General features: G+C 61.7%; 14 protein-coding genes. 3 read left to right on the top strand and 11 right to left on the bottom strand.

Annotated features, from left to right (window positions below):
- The 3 genes from CGL56_RS07030 to CGL56_RS07020 are packed head-to-tail and all read right to left on the bottom strand — an operon-like array spanning position 1 to position 3,012.
- The gene (locus CGL56_RS07030; RefSeq protein ID WP_099105821.1) at positions 1 to 1,128 is read right to left on the bottom strand and encodes a glycosyltransferase family 4 protein; all 1,128 of its coding nucleotides are present in this window, start codon (positions 1,126 to 1,128) and stop codon (positions 1 to 3) included.
- A 46-nt stretch (positions 1,129 to 1,174) separates the two neighbouring features.
- A complete protein-coding gene (locus tag CGL56_RS07025) occupies positions 1,175 to 2,311 on the bottom strand; it encodes a glycosyltransferase family 4 protein (RefSeq protein WP_099105820.1) in 1,137 nt (378 codons plus the stop codon).
- Between the two features lie 17 nt (positions 2,312 to 2,328).
- A complete protein-coding gene (locus tag CGL56_RS07020; protein WP_099105819.1) occupies positions 2,329 to 3,012 on the bottom strand; it encodes a DUF2461 domain-containing protein in 684 nt (227 codons plus the stop codon).
- 69 nt (positions 3,013 to 3,081) lie between these two features.
- Between CGL56_RS07020 and CGL56_RS07015 the strand changes: the two genes are divergently transcribed.
- Positions 3,082 to 4,932, top strand: a complete 1,851-nt coding sequence (locus tag CGL56_RS07015; protein WP_099105818.1) for an ABC transporter ATP-binding protein — start codon at positions 3,082 to 3,084, stop codon at positions 4,930 to 4,932.
- A 37-nt stretch (positions 4,933 to 4,969) separates the two neighbouring features.
- Here CGL56_RS07015 and CGL56_RS07010 read toward each other — a convergent pair whose 3' ends face one another.
- From CGL56_RS07010 to CGL56_RS06985, 6 genes are all read right to left on the bottom strand, one after another.
- Entirely contained in the window at positions 4,970 to 5,944 is a 975-nt protein-coding gene (locus CGL56_RS07010; protein WP_167641608.1) for a potassium channel family protein, read from the bottom strand.
- Positions 5,945 to 6,149: 205 nt separating this feature from the next.
- Positions 6,150 to 9,221: a GEVED domain-containing protein gene (locus CGL56_RS07005; RefSeq protein WP_143470644.1), complete on the bottom strand. Its 3,072-nt coding sequence runs from the start codon at positions 9,219 to 9,221 to the stop codon at positions 6,150 to 6,152.
- A gap of 687 nt (positions 9,222 to 9,908) precedes the next feature.
- Entirely contained in the window at positions 9,909 to 11,246 is a 1,338-nt protein-coding gene (argH, locus tag CGL56_RS07000; RefSeq protein WP_099105815.1) for an argininosuccinate lyase, read from the bottom strand.
- A 32-nt stretch (positions 11,247 to 11,278) separates the two neighbouring features.
- On the bottom strand, positions 11,279 to 11,698 hold the full coding sequence (locus tag CGL56_RS06995) for a DUF5655 domain-containing protein (RefSeq protein WP_099105814.1): 420 nt from the start codon (positions 11,696 to 11,698) through the stop codon (positions 11,279 to 11,281).
- Positions 11,699 to 11,746: 48 nt separating this feature from the next.
- The gene (locus CGL56_RS06990) at positions 11,747 to 12,406 is read right to left on the bottom strand and encodes a nitroreductase family protein (protein WP_099105813.1); all 660 of its coding nucleotides are present in this window, start codon (positions 12,404 to 12,406) and stop codon (positions 11,747 to 11,749) included.
- 36 nt (positions 12,407 to 12,442) lie between these two features.
- Positions 12,443 to 12,649: a hypothetical protein gene (locus CGL56_RS06985; RefSeq protein WP_099105812.1), complete on the bottom strand. Its 207-nt coding sequence runs from the start codon at positions 12,647 to 12,649 to the stop codon at positions 12,443 to 12,445.
- 265 nt (positions 12,650 to 12,914) lie between these two features.
- Between CGL56_RS06985 and CGL56_RS06980 the strand changes: the two genes are divergently transcribed.
- Positions 12,915 to 15,380, top strand: coding sequence for a TonB-dependent receptor domain-containing protein (locus tag CGL56_RS06980; protein WP_099105811.1), 2,466 nt, complete (start codon positions 12,915 to 12,917; stop codon positions 15,378 to 15,380).
- 75 nt (positions 15,381 to 15,455) lie between these two features.
- Positions 15,456 to 15,800: a hypothetical protein gene (locus CGL56_RS06975; protein WP_099105810.1), complete on the top strand. Its 345-nt coding sequence runs from the start codon at positions 15,456 to 15,458 to the stop codon at positions 15,798 to 15,800.
- On the opposite strand, the gene CGL56_RS06970 is transcribed toward CGL56_RS06975, so the two are convergent.
- Positions 15,772 to 16,770, bottom strand: coding sequence for a YqcI/YcgG family protein (locus CGL56_RS06970; protein ID WP_143470643.1), 999 nt, complete (start codon positions 16,768 to 16,770; stop codon positions 15,772 to 15,774). The genes CGL56_RS06975 and CGL56_RS06970 overlap by 29 nt on opposite strands.
- 201 nt (positions 16,771 to 16,971) lie before the next feature.
- Positions 16,972 to 18,147 (bottom strand): exo-beta-N-acetylmuramidase NamZ family protein, encoded by a 1,176-nt coding sequence (locus CGL56_RS06965; RefSeq protein ID WP_209280330.1) that lies wholly within the window; start codon positions 18,145 to 18,147, stop codon positions 16,972 to 16,974.
- Between the last annotated feature and the right edge of the window lie 25 nt (positions 18,148 to 18,172).

The following is an 18,172-nucleotide window of genomic DNA, read 5'->3' as shown; positions in this document are numbered from 1 at the left end:
TCAGTCGATTGCACGACCGAGCACCCGCCGGTAGGCGGCGTCCAGTTTCCGGGCCGATTGTTCGCAGTGGAAGTGCTGGGTGATATAGGCCTGGCCGGCCGGACCCAGCCGCCGCCGCAGGGCTTCATCTTCGACGAGCTCCACGATGGCGTCCACCATCGCGTATTCATTACGCGGGGGAATGACGCGAGCGGTTTCTCCGTTGATGGCCAGGCCCCGGTTCCCGGCAATGTCGGTCAGGATGGTCGGGCGGGCCAGGAAGAAGCTTTCGAGCAGCACCTTGCTCAGTCCCTCCCCCTTGATGCTGGGCAGCAGGCTGATGTCGGCGGCCGCCACCAACTCCAGGGCGTCGGAACGCCAGCCGGTGAAGGTGAAGTCTTCCTCATCGTGGTAGGGGCTATCGGCCAGGTCGGCCAGCAGGTCATTGGTTTCCAGTCCGCGGCCCACGAACATCAGGTGAAGGGGCAGCTCGGCGGGCAGTCGGCGGATGGCGGTGCCCAGGTAGTCCATGCCCTTCATTCGCCGGGCATTGGCCACCACGACCAGGACGATGCGGTCGGCGGGGATGTTAAATTCAGCGTGCAGGTCCGCGGGCTTGACCCGCTCGTACCAGGCCGGGTCGTGCCCTTTGGGGACCACCACCGTCTTGCGGGAATCAAAGAAGAGCTGGGCGTCGAGGTCCTCCTTGACCGCCGGGCTGACACAGGTGATGAGGTCCACCCGGGGGTGCAGGTGCTGGAGATAGGCCGTGGGGTCCCACCAGTGCACGTTGCCGGTGTATCCGCGGTAGGTGATAACCTTGCCCGGCCACCCCTGGGCGGCCCTTACGCCGGTGGCTACGGCCCTGTTGTTGAAAAGGTGCAGCAGGTCGTAGCCGCCAGTGTGGAGTTCCTCCCGTAGCCGGTCGCGCTCGGCGTTACTGAACTTCCGAGTTGGGTGCCAGTCGATGATGCGTACCCCGGCGGCTTCCAGCTCATCCAAGTAGCTGGCTCCCTCCCGGTGGGTCATCAGCGTGATGCGGTAGCCGAAATTGCGGGCCAGTTCCACGAACCACCGGCCCTCGGGGCGTACTCCGCTCAGGGAATCCCGGTAATCGGATACAACGAGAAGGGAAGGGGGGACGGACAAGGGTTGCGCAGTTTGGAGCCGGCCAAATGTAGTTGATTCTGATCGCTCAGCGGGTTTCCAGGGCCCGCCGGTAACTTTCCATCAACGCCTCGGTCGTAGCCGCGGCCCCGAACCGCGCGTGGGCGTAGGCGTGGCCGGCGCTGATCAGCCGGTCGCGCAGGGCATTATCGTGGAGGAGGCGGTGGAGGGCCGCCGCCATCTCCTCCGGCCGGTTCGGGTCGACCAGCAGGGCGCCGGGGCCACCCGCCTCGGGCAGTGAGGAGACCGTACTCGTGACGACGGCCGTCCGGGAAAGCAGGGCCTCGGCCACCGGCAGCCCGAAGCCCTCGTAGTGGCTGGGGTAGAGCACCGCCCGGGCCCGCCGGTAGAGTTGCCGGAGGTGTCGGTTGTCGTCCAGGTCATCGATCCACCGCAGCAGGGGGTGGAGGGGGCGGTAGCGGGCTTCCGCCATGAGGCGGTCGCGGTATCTGGTGCCCCGGCCCACGATCAGCAGCGGCAGACGGTCCGCGGGCGGCAGCTGCAGGTAGGCGTCCAGGATAAGGGGCAGGTTCTTGCGGGGCGTAAGGCTGCCCACGAAGAGGAAAAAGTCGGCGGGCAATGCGTAGCGGGTTAGGGCATCTGCGGGGAACGCCGGGTCTGCCTCGGTGTAGAACAGGGGGTCGCAGCTCTGGTAGACCACGTCGATTCGTTCGGAGGGCGCCCCGTAGAACTCCACCAGGTCGCGCTGGGTGTGCTCGCTGATGGCGATGATGCGGTCGGCTTCGCGGCAGGCGTGGTGCACCTTGCGGTCGTAGATCCAGCGGTCGACGGTCGGGTACCACTCCGGGTGGCGCCGGTAGATGAGGTCGTGGATGGTCACCACCGAAGAGATACCGCCACGGTGGAGGCCGTAGGGGAGCTCGTGGCTCAGCCCGTGGTAGAGTTTGACGCCGTCGCGCCGCAATTGGCGGGTGACGCCGAAGCTCCGCCACAGGGGGGCGGCCCATCCCGTGGCGGTACGGACCACGTAACCGGAATCTTCCCGGAAGGGCAGGGCAAAGGCGTTCTCACTTGACTTCGGACTGTATAGGAAACACTCCAATTCAGGGTGGGCCGCCCGCAGGTTGGCGAGCAGGGTACGGCTGTAATTACCTAGCCCGGTGGCGTTGTGGAAGAGCCGTTTGGCGTCAAAGCCTAAGCGCATGGGAGTTGCGTTGCCGCTCAGAGGATGCTTTCCCCGTTGGCGTCGGTGGTCAAAATCTCGCTGAAGTAGTCGAAGAAGGGGCGCAGGCCGAGGATCACCTCTTCGGCCCGGTCCAGAAAGTCGGGGGCGAGGACCTCGGCTTCGGTGAATTCCCGGGCGGCGTAGAACTGCTTGTAGCGGAGCAGGTCGATGTCGGGGTGATCGCGGGGGAATCCCTGGGGGGCGGTCTTGAGCTGTTCGCCGCGCAAGGTGCCGAACAGGCGGACGAATTCCGGGGCATTCACGATGTCCCGCATGGCACCCGCGTCCGCGCCCAACTCCTCCCGGATGCGCTTCAGGTCGTCGCGCTCGATCCCGTAGAAGCCTCCACCGACGAGGTTGTGGGCGGGGGAGAAGGTGAAGTAGTAGCCGCCCCGCCGCTGCCGGCCGTCGCGGGTGAAGGAGCCGGCAATGTTGGTCTTGTAGGGGTCCTTGTTCTTGCTGAAGCGCACGTCGCGGTAGATCCGGAACAGGGACTTGCGGCCGCTCTCGGTGCTGATGACGTCGTGGTGGCCCAGCCGCTGCAGCAGTGCCTTGGCGAAGTCGGCTACGTTGTCGCGGGCGGCCGTGTACCGGTCCTTGTGGGCGTTGAACCAGTCGCGGTCGTTGTTGGCGGCCAGGTCGCGCAGAAAATCGTAGGTTGACTTGTGGATGACGGACATGGGGCGAAAGTAAGGCAAGCGGGCTACACCGCGCCGGGCCCAACCGCCGCCTCGCCTTACCTTTGCCCGATGCAATCTTTCCGCCGGCTCCTCGGCTACATGGGCAACTACCGCGGCCTCGTGGCGCTGGCCATCGCCTGTAATATCCTGACGGCGGTATTCACCGTCGTATCCATCCCCATCTTTCAGCCCTTTTTCAACCTGCTCTTTGAGCAGACGGAGCCGGTGATGGTCGCTCCGGCCTCTATCGACTCCCTGGCGGACCTGGAGCAGTACGGCGGCTACCTCGTCACCCAGTGGATCGCCCGCGAGGGGAGGGAGCAGGCCTTGCTGTACGTCTGTGCCCTGATCCTGCTGTCGTTCCTCCTCAAGAACCTCTTCCGCTACCTGGCCCTCTTCTTCATGTCACCGGTGCGCAACGGCATCATCCGTGACCTGCGCAATGAGCTGTACACCCACCTACTGCACCTGCCGCTGGGCTACTTCACCGAGGAGCGGAAGGGCAACCTGCTGAGCCGCATCACCGGCGACGTACAGGAGGTGGAAAGCAGCATCCTGAACGTGCTGGAGGCCATCTTCCGCGAGCCCTTCATCATCATCGGGTCGCTCACCTTCATGATCATCGTGAGCCCGTCGCTGACGCTCTTCGTATTCGGGCTGATGGTCTTCACCGGGGTGGTGATTGGCGGTATTGGCAAGCGGCTCAAGCGCAGCAGCGGCGAAGTGCAGGAAACGCTGGGCGAGATCGTGAGCCGCACGGAGGAAAGCCTCGGGGGGCTGCGCATCATCAAGAGCTTTGGCGCCGAGAACTACCAGTCGCGGCGCTTCGCCGAACTGAACGACCGCTACCGCCACCGGTTGGTGCGGCTGCTGTGGCGGCGCGACCTTTCCAGTCCGCTCACCGAATTCCTGGGCATCGCTACCGTAGCGCTGCTTTTGCTCTACGGCTCCCGGGAGGTGTTTGCCGGAACCATGGAGGCGGGTACCTTCATCGCCTTCATCTTCGCTTTCTACATGGTCATCGACCCGGCCAAGAATTTCTCCAAGGCGTGGTACAACGTCCAGAAGGGTCTCGGGGCCCTGGAGCGGGTAGAGGCCGTGCTCGACGTCCAGAACCCCATGCTCGAAACTCCCGCGGGCGGCGCCCCGATCGCTATCGGAGCAGAGGCGGGAGCCAAACAGCCGGCAGCCGCGGGAGGCATCCGTTTCCACGACGTCAGCTTCCGGTACACCTCCGAGGGGCCGGACGTACTCCACGGCATCGACCTGGCGATCCCCACCGGCAAGGTGGTGGCCCTGGCCGGCGCCAGCGGCGGGGGCAAGAGTACGATCGCCGACCTGTTGCCGCGTTTCTATGACCCCACCGGGGGGTACATCACCCTGGATGGTCGTGACCTGCGCGACTACGAGTTGACGGACTTGCGGTCGCGCTTCGGCATCGTCAGCCAGGAGGCCATCCTGTTTAACGACACGATTTACAACAACATCGTCTTCGGCATGAAGGACGTGACCCCCGAGCAGGTGGAGGAGGCCGCCCGGGTGGCGAACGCCCACGACTTCATCGTCCGCATTCCGGGCGGCTACCAGTCCAACATCGGCGACCGCGGCACCAAGTTGAGTGGTGGGCAGCGACAGCGGCTTACCATCGCCCGTGCCGTACTTCGTAACCCCGATATCCTCATCCTCGACGAGGCCACCTCGGCCCTTGACAGCGAATCCGAACGCCTCGTGCAGGAGGCCCTCCAGCGGCTCATGGCCAACCGTACGGCCCTGGTCATCGCCCACCGCCTGTCGACCATTCAGAACGCCGACCAGATCATCGTCCTGGACCGCGGCCGCATCATCGAGCGGGGCACCCACGGCGAGCTGCTGGAGCGGGGCGGGGCCTACCGCAAGCTGGTGGAGCTGCAGGAGGTCTGAGGTTTTCCACGGCTGGTCCGCGGTTTAGTGTTAAGGGCTAATCCTTCGAATAAACGTCCGCCCACCCATAGCCTCCCTGCCGTAGTACGGCGCCCAGGGCCCGGCTGTTCTCGTTGGTTGGTGGGCTGTACCCAGGCGTTTCCATTACTTCCTTCATCCATTGCTGGCGTAGTTGGACATGCTGCCCATCGTCCTCCATGCGCAGCTTGTCGGGGATGTGGGCCACCTCTAGGAAGTACGCAAAACTGCGTTCCAGTCGGTCGGCGTGCGCGAGTACTTCCGGGTTTGCGCGGTAGCGAATGCGCAGGGCGACCAGGCATTCATACAGGGCTGCCAATTGAATCACGGCCGACCACGCCCCCCGGTTGGAATGAAAGTAATGGACGATCGGGTAGCTGAGGTGATCGTTCAGGTGGCTGTTCAGCTGGTTCACCAGATCGTCAATGCGCCCGGAAAACAGGGTGCCGTCCGGATCCGTAGTGAAATAGGCCAAGAGCTCGGAGGGCGTTTGCCCCATCCCCGATATGAAGGTGGCCAGGTTCTTTTTCTGGGTTACTGCTCCTGTAACCGAGAGAATGTAAGTAATGGCCGTGGTCAGTACCCCAAATCCCAGCAGGGAGTAGACTGCAGTGACGTGGCGGCCCATCGAATTACCCGGCGCATAGTCCCCAATGCCCAGGGTAGAAAATACAAAGGCGGTATAGTAGGCCCGCTCGGAGGCGGTGGCCGGCACTTTCGTGGCAGCGCGCACGACCATTTCATCATCCGATAGATACACCAGGAACCCGCCGGCGAGCAAGAGGATAATCCACATAAGCAAGGAGGCTACCAAGTGGATCACTCCTGTCCAATTGCGCATTCCATCGGAGTGGGGTACGAGCAGTTTACCCAGCAGGCGGTTGAGCCCCGTCGACAGGTAACCCGAACCGTTGCAGGAAAGGGTGGTGTAGATGAAGTCCGTAAGGGCGATCGCTACGATACCGATGCCGCCGAAGAAGAATAGACTGTCCATGCTTGGGTAGTTCCGCAGATTGGACGGCATATCGGGGATGGATGTTCACCTCGTCCGGGGGGCCAGGGATCGGGTTTATACGTTATCCGACCAATAGGGTTTAGCCCTGCAACCATTCCATGCTTCCGCGACAAAAAAAAGCAGGCCGCCCGGGGGCGGCCTGCTAGGGGGAGGGAACCAGGTTAGCGGTTTCCCGCGGAATCAATTAGCGCTGCACCGAAATGCGGCGGCTGATGCGTTCCGTTCCGTCGGTGACGGTCAGGGTGTACACCCCACTGGACAGGGAGCGAGCGCCCAGGGCCAGGGTTACGGACGGCGTGCCGCCAGATACCTCGCGATTGATTACCGCACGACCGAGGGGGTCAAGGATCCGGATGCTGGTCGTCTGGGGCCACCCACTCAGGTCGACGGTCAGGGTCTCACCGGCAGGGTTGGGGTAAGCAGTAACCGTTGGTACCTCAGCAGAGGTCAGCGAATTGCGTCCGCCTTTCTTTGCAGGGGCCGAAACGGTTGCCGGAGCACAGCTGCTTTGCACACCGATCAGGTCACCGTGGGCCAGGTGGGCGTCGAGGGCGTTAAAGCTGATGCAAATGTTGTGGGCGTTTTCCGGATTGCCGGGGGGGATGTGCAGAATCATGATTTTTTCCTGTTTTCCTTTCCCGCACTTCCAGTCGTCGCTGTAGGCATCGTAGTCGAGCACCTGGCTGCAGTCGGGGATGCCGTCGCCGTTGTTGTCCACGCGATCATCCACGCCGGGGCACACGTCACATACGTCACCTACGGTATCGCAGTCGGTGTCGGCCTGCTCGCTGTTGGGGGTCATTTGACAGTTGTCGAGTTCGTCGGTTACGCCGTCATTATCGTCGTCGGTGTCAACGCAGTCAGGTAGGCTGTCTCCATCGTTGTCGGCCGCGGTGCTGTTCAGGTCCAGGGGATTAGAACCACAGGTGAGCTCATCGTTGTCGGTTTGGCCGTCGTTGTCGTCGTCGCTATCGGCGTTGTTGCCAGTTCCGTCACCGTCGGTATCGATCCATTCGGTGGAGTCGAGGGGGAAGGCATCTTCGGTATCGGTTACGCCGTCGTTGTCGTCATCGGTATCGGCGTTGTTGCCGGTTCCGTCACCGTCGGTGTCGATCCATTCAGTGGCGTCGAGGGGGAAGGCATCTTGGGTGTCGGTTACGCCGTCGTTGTCGTCGTCGGTATCGGCGTTGTTACCGGTTCCGTCGCCATCGGTGTCGATCCACTCGGTGGGGTCGAAGGGGAAAGCGTCATTGGTGTCGAGGTAGCCGTCGTTGTCATCGTCAGCGTCCACGCAGTCGGGCTGGTTGTCCGCGTCGTTATCGGCCGAGGCGCTGTTGATGTCCAGGGGATCGGAACCACAAGCAAGTTCATCCTCGTCGGATTGTCCGTCGTTGTCGTCGTCCGTATCGGCGTTGTTGCCAATACCGTCGCCATCCGTGTCGGTCCACTCGGTAGCGTCGAAGGGGAAAGCGTCATTGGTGTCGAGGTAACCGTCATTGTCATCGTCAGCGTCTACGCAGTCGGGCTGGTTGTCTGTATCGTTGTCGGCAGAGGTGCTGGCCAGGTCCAGGGGATCGGAACCACAGGCAAGCTCATCGTTGTCGGACTGGCCATCGTTGTCGTCGTCGGTGTCGGCGTTGTTGCCGCTGCCGTCTCCATCGGTGTCGATCCACTCGGTGGGGTCAAGGGGGAAAGCGTCGCTGACATCGGCTACGCCATCGTTATCATCGTCGGCGTCGCACTCGTCGGGGGTGCCATCGTGGTCGGTATCGACAAATCCTTCATCAACCTGTCCGTCGCAGTCGTTGTCGATGCCGTCACAGATCTCCTCGGCTCCGGGGAAAACAGTAGGGTCATTGTCGTCGCAGTCATCACCACCACAGCTTGCATCCGCGAAGCCGTCATTATCCTTGTCCTCACAGCCAGCGGTTACAGTGATGGTGTAATCTTCGATTTCCCCATAAAAGGTGCTGCATGCGGTTGGGTTACTACGGTACTGGTACTCGCTGACGATCCGCATGCGGTATTCACCCTTGGCGGTGGAGGGGACAGAGAATGACCCGGTACCCAAAGCGCCGGTGGAAGGGATGAAGATTCCCGAGGCGACGGTTTCGTTGGCATCCTCAAAGTCGCCGTCCCAGTTCCAGTCTACGAAAACGAATCCCCACTGGGGGTAGCTTCTGCCGCCGAGTTGCACACTGTAGGACTGGCCAGCGTGAAGAGACAACGCCAGGTGGCTGAAGTCGCCGTAGCCTCCATTGCATCCGGAAATGTTGTCGAGGTCGTTGATAATGACCCGCTCGAGGCCCATGTGTCGGCACGCAGTAGCCGTAGAGGGCTGGCAGTAATTGATGGAGGAAAGCACGATTTCACAAGCATCACCGGTTCCATCGCCGTCTTCGTCGGCCTGGTCAGGGTTATACATCAGGGGGCAGTTGTCGACTGCATTAACCACGCCATCGTTGTCGTTGTCGGGGTCACAGGAATCACCGATCCCATCTCCGTCGGCGTCGCCCTGGTCGGAATTGGAGTTGGAAACACAGTTATCGCAAGCGTCACCTATGCCGTCTCCGTCCTGGTCGGCCTGGTCTGGATTGGGGGTAGTATTGCAGTTATCCTGGGCATCGGTAATGCCGTCGCCGTCGATGTCATCCACAATGCGTACAGCGACCCCATTGACGGTTGCTTTGATGCCATGTACATTATTACCCGTGGCGCAGTCGTCATACTGGACAACCACCAGACGATTGATCTCACCCTGGACAATGAAAGGGGAAAGATTGGCCGTCACCGGATTTCCACCGAGTACAATGTCACCACCTTCTACGTAAGCTCCGTTGGGGTGGGCGCTATTGAAGATGTAAGCGCGCGCACCGTCATCAACCGCACTAAAGGTTACGCGGCACTCGCTGATTGCAGTTCCGCTCGCCGGGAAATTCACAAAGGCCTCGAAGTAGGTGAAGTCGACGGAGGTCAGACAGGGCACGGAGGAATACTCGGAAAAGGAAACCTCGCCGGAACCATTGACCGGTGCACTGGTCCATCCTCCGTCATTGGTAGCGGGAATGCTGGCGTACTGGTAGGCGGAGCTGTGTCCGTGGTACGGCAAGCGCTCCGCCAGGGTGATGTGCCCTTTGCCCCGGTGCATCCGCCAGTCGGATCCCAGAATCTCGGTTGATTGGGCATTCACCGAGGAGGCTGCCGCGAACATGAAAAGAAGCCCGATGAACGGACGTAAATAGTAGAGTGACCTCATTTCTTGAGTTTAATAAAACCATGAATGAAATACCTGACTAGGAGTCAAATAGGCACGCAATGATCCCTTCCGCGACTGATCGCCGATGATAAACACGGAAGATCCGGACGGGGAATACCGATATAATGAAATTAGCGTGCGCTATCAGCCTTGGTCAGGCAGTAATATGAAATAATTGTGTCTGCAAATAATTATAAAAGCAAACAGTGAGCCGGTACCGCCGGCATGAAGTAATTCCAAAAGGAATTTTTTGAATATAAAGTAAGCTTAATCAGTAACTTGGGTACTCCTTCATCTTAGAGTCCGTTGCTGCTAGTGAATAATATCGGAGAGTATCCTTTACATTCAAAAATGAATGTAAAACATGAAGGCATATTCTATAATGGATATATTGTAAAACCTAAACGTTAATGTCTGGCTTGATAACAATAAAAAGACCAAACATTACAAAATATACCAATCCGCTCTCCGGAATTGCTTGCGTTGCAAAAGTAATTTAATAATATGTTGCCACGACGCCAACAGGTGTATATGTGCTGAACGGTCCGGTTTATGATACGAATGGTTATCGAGACAATAATTGTTATGCCAGCCAGCTCGTCCATTGACCACTCGTCGGACCACTTGTCGTCCGACGACTAACCGTCGGACCACTTAAGTCGTCCAACCACAAAACCGCGGACCAGCCTACAGCAACGCCTCCGCGGCCCGCCGCCCGCGCTCGAAGTCGAAAGAGGCCATGACCGCCTCCCGCTTCGCGGCAATGCGCTCGTTGCCCGGGTTACCCAGGCTGCCGAGGTGGGTGTGCTTCAGGTCGGTAGGGGGAACGAAAGTGCCCGCCTCAATATCCTTGCCTACCCGCTGGTAGGCATCCCGGAAGGGCACGCCTTCGAGGACGAGGTTGTTGACCGCCTCCACGCTGTACAGGTAGGTGTAGCGCGGATCTGTGGGCAGCTCCTGGGCGTGCACCCGGGTGCGGGGCAGGGCGTAAAGCGCAATGGCCAGCCCGTCCTCCAGCTGGTCCAGGGCGGGGAAGATGGCCTCCTTGAGCAGCTGGAAATCCCGGTGATACCCGCTGGGCAGGTTGGTCGTCAGCTGGCTGATCTGAGCCGGCAGCGACTGCAGCAGGTTGCAGCGGCCCCGGAGCAATTCAAAGACGTCGGGGTTTTTCTTGTGCGGCATGATGCTCGAGCCGGTAGTCAGGTCATCCGGCAATTGCAGGAAGCCAAAGTTCTGGCTGCTGTACAGGCAGACGTCCATGGCCATCTTGCCCAGCGTCTGGGCCAGACCGGCGATGGCGAAGGCCACCGTCAGTTCGGTCTTGCCGCGGCCCATCTGGGCGGCCACGACGTTAACGACCGGCTCCCGGAATCCGAGGAGTTCGGTGGTGCGGTCGCGGTCGAGGGGGAAGCTGGATCCGTAGCCGGCCGCCGAGCCCAAGGGGTTCTGGTCCACGGTGTCGTAGGCCGCGAGCCACAGCCGCAGGTCGTCGATCAGGGCTTCGCCGTAGGCGCCGAACCAGAGGCCGAAGCTGCTCACCATGGCTACCTGCAGGTGGGTGTAGCCGGGGATGAGCTTGTAGCGGTGCTCTTCGCTGAGGTCAGTGAGGGTACGGCTCAGCTCGGCGGTCTGCTCCACGATACCCTGGATCCGGTAGCGGAAGTACAGCCGCAGGTCCACGAGCACCTGGTCGTTGCGGCTGCGGCCAGAGTGGATCTTCTTGCCGTCGTCGCCGAGCTCGCGGGTGAGGAGGAGCTCGACCTGGCTGTGGACGTCCTCTACGCCGTCCTCGATGACGAACTCCCCGTTGTTGGCCGTCAGGTAGAGCTCGCGGAGTTTGGCCTGGCACCTGCGCGCCGCCGCCGAATCGATCAGTCCTACCTCCTCCAGCATGGTCACGTGGGCCAGGGAGCCGAGGATGTCGAAGGGGGCCAGTTCGAGGTCGAGTTCGCGGTCGCGACCGACGGTGAAGTCGGCGATGCGTTGGTCCAGGGAATAGTCTTTTTGCCAGAGTTTGTCAGCCATAGCGCTAAGATGCGGCAAAGCCACGGAATGGCTCAGCGGTTGCCGTAGTCGTAGCCCTTGCGCATCAGGGCGACCGCTTCCGGGCTCAGTTCCCCGGGGCCGGACAGCCGGATGGAATGACGGAACTTTTTCTGCCCCATGTGGTCGGGGGCCGACCGGTGCAGCACCGGGGAGTGCAGCAGCTCGCCGGTGAAGAAGCTCAGTTCGAGCAGCTTGGACATTGGGCGGTCGACCATCCACGCCCGCTTGTTCGTGAACATGACGGCGTGGCGGGCGGGGGTGATGAGGTTCGGCTCCCATTCGGCGGTGGCCACGAGTACGTCGTCGAAGGCCATCACCACCTGGTCGGGCTTGCCGGCAAAGATCTCGTCGATCGTCTTTTCACTGCAAACGTGCCACTGTCCGGCGCGGCGGAAGGGGCGTTGGCATTTGGGGCAGGTCCACATGGCCATCCCAACGAGGTGATGCGACCCCAGGTTCAGCCCCGTGGGGTGAAGTAATCAGTACCAGCAAAGCACCTCATCCAGCCCCTTGCGCTCGATCACGGGTACCCGGGCGTCGGGTGCCGGCAGTCCCACGGGCAGCAGCAGGTAGGGGCGCTCGTTTTCGGGGCGGTCCAGTACCCGCTGGAGGAAATTCATGGGACTGGGGGTGTGGGTCACGGTCACCAGGCCGGCCCGGTGGATGGCCGCGATCAGGAAGCCGCAGGCGATGCCGACCGACTCATTGACGTAGTAGTTCTTGTGCCGCCGGCCGTCAGCGTCGAGATCGTAGGCTTTCTTGAACACCACGATCAGGTAGGGGGCGGTGGTGAGGAACGGCTTGCGCCAGTCGGTACCGAATTTCTCCAGGTCGGCCAGCCACTCCTCCGACATCCGGCCGTGGTAGTTCTCGTACTCTTCCTGCTCGGCGGCCTCCCGGATGCGGGCCTTGAGGGCAGGGTCTTCTACCACGCAGAAGGTCCAGGGCTGCTTGTGGGCACCGGAGGGGGCGGCGGCGGCCGTACGCACGATGTCTTCCACCACTTCCCGGGGCACGGGGGCATCCGAGAACTCCCGTACCGTCCGCCGGAGGTTCATCTCCGTGTAGAAGTCGGCGGAGGCGGCCGTCATTTCAGCGGCGGTGCGCGGGCTGTGGACCAGTGGGGTGTATTCGGACATCGGTGGGGGATTGGGCGCGGGCGCGGGTGCCGGGGTTTAACCCGCTACCCGGTTCTCGTAGAAACTGATGCCCAGGGTGAGGAGGCCCACCAGGCAAAGGGCCCGCAGCAACGACCAGTCGAGGTAGTGGGAGCCGGTGAAGATCTCGCGGGCGTACAGCAGAAAATACACAGCAACGGCGGAAAGCAGGATGCCGGCCACGGCGTCAAGGGCCGCGCGGTTGGGGGACGGATTACCGTTCATGATAAGGTAAGCTAACGATGTAATGCGGCCGGGGCGGTTAATGCTGCGTAGGGCAAAAGTAAAAAATTGCGGCTACACAGGGGTGCTGGTCCTGCCGTTTAGTGGTCGGACGACTTAAGTGGTCCGACCACTAAATGGTCGGACGAGCTCATTCATTGCCTCTGATGGTAGACTTTCCTCTGCCGTTCGTCGAAGAGGTCGGCGAGGCCGTAACCCGCGGGCAGGGCAGGCTGTAATTTTGACACCTTCCCCAGGCCACCCCACCATGAAAGCAATTCTTCTTCTTCTCTCGATCCTGTCAGTTCCGCTGTACGCCCAGTTTCCCGGCGCCGGGGCAGCCCCTTCCATCAAGGGGGTTATCCGCGGACAGGTAACCGACGCCCAGTCGGGTGAGCCGGTTGAATTCGCAACCATCGTGCTGCTCTCGGCCGACGGTCAACAGCAGGTCAACGGGACCCTCACCGAGGCCGACGGCAGCTTCAAGCTGGTCAACGTAGCCCCTGGCGACTACCAGGTTAAGGCCACCTTTCTGGGTTACCTGGAGCAGGTGATTCCGGACGTCAAGACAACGAAGAAGAGTCCCGACCTTACCCTCGATCCCATCGTCCTGGCCACCGACGCCGTCACCCTGGAAGGGGTAGAGGTAACCGCCCAGGCTTCCCTGGTGGAGAACCGCATCGACAAGATGGTCTACAATGCCGACCAGGACGCCACCAACAGCGGCGGCGACGCCAGCGATGTACTGCGGAAGGTGCCGCTGCTCAGCGTCGACCTGGAAGGGAACGTAAGCCTGCGCGGCTCCTCCAACCTGCGGATCCTGGTCAACGGTCGCCCGTCGACCATCTTCGCCAGCAGTGTGGCCGACGCGCTGAAGAGTATCCCCAGCGATCAGATCAAAAGCGTGGAGGTCATCACCACCCCCAGCGCCCGCTACGACGGCGAGGGCAGCGGTGGCATCATCAACATTATTACCAAGAAAAAGGAAGCCCAGGGATTCACCGGTACGGTGAACTCCAGCGTCGGCACCCGCCAGAATAACTTCGGCCTGAACGCCAATGCGCTGATCGGCCGCTTTGGCATGAACGCCGGGGTGAACAGTTTCTGGAGCTGGAAGCGAGCCGCGGAGAACCAGTTTCTGCGGACCGATTTCGGCAATGGCGCACCGGTTCGCCAGCTCGAGCAGGGGGGACTGAACGAATCGGGCTTCTTCGGCGCCAACGGGAACCTCGGCGCCTTCTACGACTTCAACGCCTACAACAGCCTCAACCTGAGTGGACGCTACAACCGCTTCGCCCGGAGCCAGGAGGGGACGACCAACGGCTTGATCGACTATTTCGGAACCGAAAACAACGTCGATTTCGCGCGCTTCAACGACAGTGAAAACGCCAATTCCGGCTTTGACGCTACCCTCGATTACCGCCGGACCTTTGCCGATCAGCCCGACCGGGAACTGATCCTGGCCTTCCAGCTCAGCGGACAGAACAGCAACACCGACAACATCGTCGACCAAACGGGGGACCTGCCGATCTACCAGCGAGACCTCATCAATACCAACGACGGACTGAACCTGGAGTACACCGGTCAGCTCGACTACGTCCACCCCGCCGGGGAGCGCCTGAAACTGGAAACCGGCTTCAAGGCCGTGCTGCGCCGCATCGACAGCGACTACCGCACCCAGGTGAAGCCCAACGACGGAGGGGACTTTGCTGACGATCCTAAACTTACCGACCTGTTCCTCTACGACCAGGATGTCTACGCCGCCTACCTGAGTGCGAATTGGTCGATCAACGACAACTGGGGACTGGTAGCCGGTGCCCGCTACGAAACTACGGAGATCGGCGGAGGATTCCGCAGCGAGAACCCGAGCTTCACCAACAGCTACCAAAACTTCCTGCCGAGCATCATCCTGAACCGCAAGCTCTCCCAGTTCAGCAACCTGAAAGGAAGCTATACCCAGCGCATCCAGCGGCCGAGCCTGTTCTACATCAACCCCTTCACGGCGATCTCCGACCCGAACTCCCTGCAGATTGGCAATCCGGACCTGAAGCCCGAACTGGTAGAACAGTATGAGCTGGCCTATAATACCTACGTCAAAGGGGTAGTCATCAATGCCTCCACCTACTACCGCCGCACGGATGACCTCATCGAAAGCTTCCTCAACGTTGATGACGACGGCATCGCCAGTACCACTACCTTCCTGAACATCGGCAGCAGCGATACCTACGGAGCGAACCTCTTCACGTCGGTCACCCTCTGGGAAAAGCTCCAGTTGCGGGCCAGCCTCAACTACGGCCGCTACAACGGTACGGGTACGGTGAACGGCGAACTGCTGGAGCGCTCCGCCGACGTGATTAGCGGCAACGGGGGCGGCAGCTTCCAGTTCAACGACAAGTTGCGGGCCGACTTCTTCGCCTTCGGGCGGGGACGGCAGCAGACGCTGCAGGGCTCCAATCCTAGTTTCAGCATTTACGGCGTCGGGATGAACTATGAAGTGAGCGAACGCACCTCCTTCGGGCTCCGGGTAATCACGCCCTTCAGCGAAGACAAGGTTTTCGCCTCCAGCTTGCGGGGGGAGGACTTTACGCAGGAGAGCAGCTTTACCATCCCCTTCCGCAGCTTCGGCGTGAGCTTTAACCACAAGTTCGGCCAGATGGATTTCCGGGCCCAGAACCGTCGCAGCCGCGTACGCAACGACGACCAGAAGGAAGGGGAGGGCAACCAGCAGTTCTGATCTTGTCCGACCACTAGACGGCGGACCAGCTCGGTCCTAACTTGCCCCAATCCTTCCAATACCTACAGATCGCCCATGTCAACGCCGAATACCTCTTCCACCCTGACGTCCTTTACCCTGGTTATTTTGGTCGTGGTCGTGCTGTACGCTCCCTGGTATCCCCCCGGTTGGGAGGCGGTGGTGCTGCCCCTGGCCCTGGGGTTGATCGCCCTCGGGGGGTACGTTGCCTGGCGCTCCACGGCGGGCGAAGCGGTGGAGAAGCGGCTGAGCTGCCTGCCGGGCATCTTTTTCTTCGCCGCGGCGGTCTGCTTTACCGAGGATTATCATCCCTTCGGTGAGGAAGGACTACTAATAATCCTCGGTACTCTGCTGCTGGCGGTCGGTGGATACCTTACGTGGCGGGCGAAACTGCCGGCGTAGCTTCAGGATACCGCATCCGCAGAAAGGGGGTGGGGTCGAGCTGGTAGGTGAAGTCGAGGTACTCGGGGGTACCTTCTTCGTCCGGGAAGCGGCCGATAATGTCCGGATTGGTCAGTCCGCTCTCGTAGTCGGCCAGGTTGTAGGGCCCGTAGGTGGTGATTCCGGTACGGATGGCCAGCAGTCCGCCCTCCGCGGGTATCGATAACCGCACGGTCGGGAAGTCCGTAGAATCCGCCTGGCGCACGTAGGCTTTCAGACTTGCCCGGTCGATGACCAGCAATTCGCCGAGGTCCTCGAGCAGGGATTGGCGGGGCGTTTCCTCCAAGAGGCCGAGCCGCAGCTCGATGCGCTCGGGCACCATCAGGGCTGTCGGGGGGAGCTGGGCCAGCAGGTTCAGGGCAATGGACACTTGCATCTCGTCGATCAAGCTGTACTGCATGGTCTCGGTGAGCAGGATGTCGATCGCGGGGGTGGGCTCCACTGCGTAGGTGGAGGCGTCGGTCTGGACCACCCGCTGGACATAGGCTTCCAGATCCAGTTCGCGCAGCAGTTGGCGGACGGCCCGGTAGCTTACCGTATTGATTTCCAGGAAGGTGAACTGCAGTTGCTCCGGCGTAAAGCGGGTCATCAAGGGCAGCGCCAGGGTAGCGAAGGGGCCGGTGCCGGCGTAGAGGACGTGTACCGGGCCCGGATGCTGCGCCAGCCGTTCGCTGACGGCCAGATGGAGGCCCGCCACGAAGCGCTGGGTGCGCAGTTCGTCGTCGATGCACAGCGCGGCCCAGGTCGCCCCGATGGCCATGCCGTGGCCGGTATCGTAGGGGTGGAGGCTGTCTTCGTCGCCGAGGTCGAGTCCGGAGGCGGAAAGCAGCAGGTCGCGGTAACGGTCGAGGGTATCGTGAAGGAGGTCGGGTCCGGTGGCGTCATCCAGCAGGATGTCGGCCAGGGACGCCAGGGTGGCCATTCGGCTCATTGGGGGAAATTGGCGTACCACCAACGGTGGGGGAGACGCTGGGGCAAAGATACACTGACGCGGGGTGGCGTGAGTTGGTCCAATGAAAATTCGTTGGACGACTTAGTGGTCCAATGGAAAGTGGTCGGACGACTTAGTGGTCCGACGACTAACCGGTCGGACCACTAAGTCGTCCGACCACTAAACCCTGGACCAGCCCCCCTAAGGGTACAGCAGATACTTCTCCCGCATCGTCCGGTAGGCGGCCAGTTCGCCCACCCATTCCTGGCGGATCTCCGCTTCGGTCTTGCCGGCCTCAATCTGTTTGCGTAGGGCATCGGTGCCCGCCAGCAGGTCAAAGAATTCGGCGCGGCTGAAAAATTCCACGCCCTTGCCGGTCAGCTCCCGGTGGGTAGCCAGCAGGGGCGCCAGGTCGAGTTGGTACTTGCGGAATTCCTCCGCCGGCCGGTCGCTGAGGTCGTGGCCGCGGCAGGTCTCCCCGTTGAGCTTGGGGTCGGCGGCGCCGGGGCCCGGGCGGGGGGTGAAGGTATCTGGTCCCGAAAGCCGCGGGTGGCCGTAGACCTGGAACTGTCGGTTGGTACCGCGACCCACGCTCAGCGCCGTACCCTCGAAGAAGCACAGGCTGGGATAGAGGTAGATGCTGCGCTGGTTGGGCAGGTTGGGGGAGGGGGGCACGGGCAGTTCGTACACCGACTCGTGGGTGTAGTCGCGGCAGGGCACCACCGTCAGGTCGCACTTCAGGCCGTTGCCTAGCCAGCCTTCCCCGTTGACCATGCGGCCGTATTCGCCCACGGTGAGCCCGTGCACCACGGGGATGGGGTCGAGGCCCACGAAGCTCTCGAAGCCCGGCTTGCGGATCGGCCCGTCCACGTAGTGGCCGTTCGGGTTGGGGCGGTCGAGGATCACCACCGGCTTACCCACCTCGGCGGCGGCCTCCATCACGTAGTGTAGGGTGGAGATGTAGGTGTAGAAGCGTACCCCCACGTCCTGGATGTCGAAGACGATGAGGTCCAGGTCAGCCAGGTCGGCCTCGGAGGGTTTCTTGTTGCGGCCGTACAGGGAGCGGATCACGAGCCCGGTACGGTTGTCCACCCCGTCGGTGATGGTCGCTCCGGCGTCGGCTTCCCCGCGGAAACCGTGTTCGGGAGCGAAGATGCGGTGGACGTCCATCCCCAGCGCCAGCAGGGTATCGACCAGGTGGGTGGTGCCCACCATGGATGTCTGGTTGACGACCAAGCCCAGCTTTTTGCCCTCCAGCAGGGGCAGGTAGGATTCCGGTTGGTAGGCGGCGGGGTACGCGGGTGCCGGGGAAGTCTCGGAATCCCGGTTTTGCTGGGTTTGGGCCGCTACGTCGGCCGGCTCATTGCGGCTTTCCACGGCACCTGCGGACGCGCCGGATTTA

This window comes from Neolewinella marina, from assembly GCF_002631205.1.
GTDB lineage: Bacteria > Bacteroidota > Bacteroidia > Chitinophagales > Saprospiraceae > Neolewinella > Neolewinella marina.
The sequence above is the reverse complement of the archived record's forward strand: the minus strand, read 5'-3'. Positions and strand labels throughout refer to the sequence as shown.

What these genes read in the sequence shown, in the direction of transcription:
- CGL56_RS06970 (WP_143470643.1), bottom strand. Translation starts at nt 16,770, where the DNA reads ATGAGCCGAATGGCCACCCTGGCGTCCCTGGCCGACATCCTGCTGGAT.
- argH (WP_099105815.1), bottom strand. Translation starts at nt 11,246, where the DNA reads ATGGCTGACAAACTCTGGCAAAAAGACTATTCCCTGGACCAACGCATC.
- CGL56_RS06990 (WP_099105813.1), bottom strand. Translation starts at nt 12,406, where the DNA reads ATGTCCGAATACACCCCACTGGTCCACAGCCCGCGCACCGCCGCTGAA.
- CGL56_RS06985 (WP_099105812.1), bottom strand. Translation starts at nt 12,649, where the DNA reads ATGAACGGTAATCCGTCCCCCAACCGCGCGGCCCTTGACGCCGTGGCC.
- CGL56_RS07005 (WP_143470644.1), bottom strand. Translation starts at nt 9,221, where the DNA reads ATGAGGTCACTCTACTATTTACGTCCGTTCATCGGGCTTCTTTTCATG.
- CGL56_RS07025 (WP_099105820.1), bottom strand. Translation starts at nt 2,311, where the DNA reads ATGCGCTTAGGCTTTGACGCCAAACGGCTCTTCCACAACGCCACCGGG.
- CGL56_RS06995 (WP_099105814.1), bottom strand. Translation starts at nt 11,698, where the DNA reads ATGGCCATGTGGACCTGCCCCAAATGCCAACGCCCCTTCCGCCGCGCC.
- CGL56_RS06975 (WP_099105810.1), top strand. Translation starts at nt 15,456, where the DNA reads ATGTCAACGCCGAATACCTCTTCCACCCTGACGTCCTTTACCCTGGTT.
- CGL56_RS07010 (WP_167641608.1), bottom strand. Translation starts at nt 5,944, where the DNA reads ATGGACAGTCTATTCTTCTTCGGCGGCATCGGTATCGTAGCGATCGCC.
- CGL56_RS07020 (WP_099105819.1), bottom strand. Translation starts at nt 3,012, where the DNA reads ATGTCCGTCATCCACAAGTCAACCTACGATTTTCTGCGCGACCTGGCC.
- CGL56_RS06980 (WP_099105811.1), top strand. Translation starts at nt 12,915, where the DNA reads ATGAAAGCAATTCTTCTTCTTCTCTCGATCCTGTCAGTTCCGCTGTAC.
- CGL56_RS07015 (WP_099105818.1), top strand. Translation starts at nt 3,082, where the DNA reads ATGCAATCTTTCCGCCGGCTCCTCGGCTACATGGGCAACTACCGCGGC.